The organism is Micrococcus sp. MS-ASIII-49 (assembly GCF_000946635.1).
GTDB lineage: Bacteria > Actinomycetota > Actinomycetes > Actinomycetales > Micrococcaceae > Micrococcus > Micrococcus luteus.
The window spans coordinates 1-1,487 of the sequence record NZ_JXSP01000128.1; the positions used below are offsets into that span (position 1 = coordinate 1).

At 67.1% G+C, this 1,487-nt stretch carries 2 protein-coding genes and 1 tRNA gene; 2 read left to right on the forward strand and 1 reads right to left on the reverse strand.

Annotation, left to right across the window (positions count from 1 at the left end; genetic code table 11):
• Positions 1-227: 227 nt before the first annotated feature.
• Positions 228-542: a helix-turn-helix domain-containing protein gene (locus SJ20_RS12360; RefSeq protein ID WP_081097766.1), complete on the forward strand. Its 315-nt coding sequence runs from the start codon at positions 228-230 to the stop codon at positions 540-542.
• On the opposite strand, the gene SJ20_RS09065 is transcribed toward SJ20_RS12360, so the two are convergent.
• Positions 504-575 (reverse strand) — tRNA-Asn (locus SJ20_RS09065). The two genes, SJ20_RS12360 and SJ20_RS09065, sit on opposite strands and share 39 nt — an antisense overlap.
• 203 nt (positions 576-778) lie before the next feature.
• Between SJ20_RS09065 and SJ20_RS09070 the strand changes: the two genes are divergently transcribed.
• The gene (locus tag SJ20_RS09070; RefSeq protein WP_044659681.1) at positions 779-1,444 is read left to right on the forward strand and encodes a PepSY domain-containing protein; all 666 of its coding nucleotides are present in this window, start codon (positions 779-781) and stop codon (positions 1,442-1,444) included.
• Positions 1,445-1,487 lie beyond the last annotated feature (43 nt).

The following is a 1,487-nucleotide window of genomic DNA, read 5'->3' on the forward strand; positions in this document are numbered from 1 at the left end:
AACAACGTCATGACCTCTTACACTTAGACCGAGGGCTTCGCCCAGGTCCCCCATGCTTTTGTCGGCCAGGGCCAACCTGGAGCGGATTTGCAGAGTTAACTGCTTCTGTCTCGTCATGGCCACCAGTGTTGTGCTACCCGCAACACTGGTCAAGCCGTATGTTGCTTATGTAGCAATTTTTTTTCGTATCCCATGACGACTGGCCTGCCCTTCGCTACGCTGGACACATGGATGAGTCAGAAATCAAGACCGCGCTCCTCGCGGAGATCCGCGCCTGGATGGGCCGCCGGCAGGTCAACCAGTCCGACATGGCCCGGCACATGGGCCTGACACGCAGCGCGGTCAGCCGGCGGATGAGCGGACAGCAGGACTTCACGTTCCCCGAACTGGCCTCGATCGCGGGGTGGCTCGACATCACGCTCGCTGAACTGTTCGGCCCGGTCGTCCTCCAGGCACGAAGAAGCCCCCGCACCGACATGGTCGGTGCAGGGGCCTCAGGATCGCTCCCCCGGTTGGATTCGAACCAACAACCCTTCGATTAACAGTCGAATGCTCTGCCGTTGAGCTACGGGGGAATGTGCCGCGAACCGCCGGAGCCGTTCGGACAACGGATGGAACTCTACCAGAGCCCCTGCCTGCGCGCCACCCGGCCGCGGGGCGCCGTCGTCGTCCTACCCACGCCCGGGGACCGGGCCCTTGCCAGGCACGGTTCCGGCGGGCCTACGGTGCGCGGACACCCCAAAACCATCAGGAACGGACCCGAAGGAGAGACGTGTCCATGACCATCACGACCCTCACACGCAAGACCGCCCTGACCGGCACGGGCATGCTCGCCGCCCTCGCCCTCGCGGCCTGCGGCACCACCTCCGACAACGGCGACGACGGCTCCGCCTCGCCGGGGGTCGACGCCTCCTCGGCGGTGGCGAGCACCCCCACCACGGACGACGCGTCGGGCTCGGCGTCGTCATCAGCCTCCTCCGCTTCGGCCTCGTCGACGGCCGCCGCGGCCGGCAGCGACTCGGCTACTGGCCAGGCAGATGACCCCGCCTACGCGGTGATCGACGCGGTCCTGGAGAAGTACGGCGACGGCATCATCGTCGCGGTGGATGCCGACGACGATGACACGACCTGGGAGGTTGACGTCGTGGTGGGCGAGGAGGTGAAGGAGCTGGACGTCACCGCCGACGGCGACATCACCGAGACCGACCGCGAGTCGGATCTCGAGGACGTCCAGAAGGCGAAGGACGCCGAGGTCACCGCCCAGCAGGCACTCGACACCGCCCGGGAGGGCCGTGACGGGGTGACCCTGGACGAGATGGACCTGGACGACGACAACGGCACCCTCCAGTGGGAGGTCGGGGTCGACCGCGAGGACGGCTCCGACGGCCCCGAGGTCGAGATCGACGCCACGTCCGGCGAGGTGCTCACGGCCGACGAGCGCTGACGCCGCGCGGCCGACGGACCGCCGTTTCCCGAACGAAAACGTC

Bases quoted from the DNA above. Each gene is read 5' to 3' on its own strand.
- SJ20_RS09070 (WP_044659681.1), top strand. From the start codon at position 779: ATGACCATCACGACCCTCACACGCAAGACCGCCCTGACCGGCACGGGC.
- SJ20_RS12360 (WP_081097766.1), top strand. From the start codon at position 228: ATGGATGAGTCAGAAATCAAGACCGCGCTCCTCGCGGAGATCCGCGCC.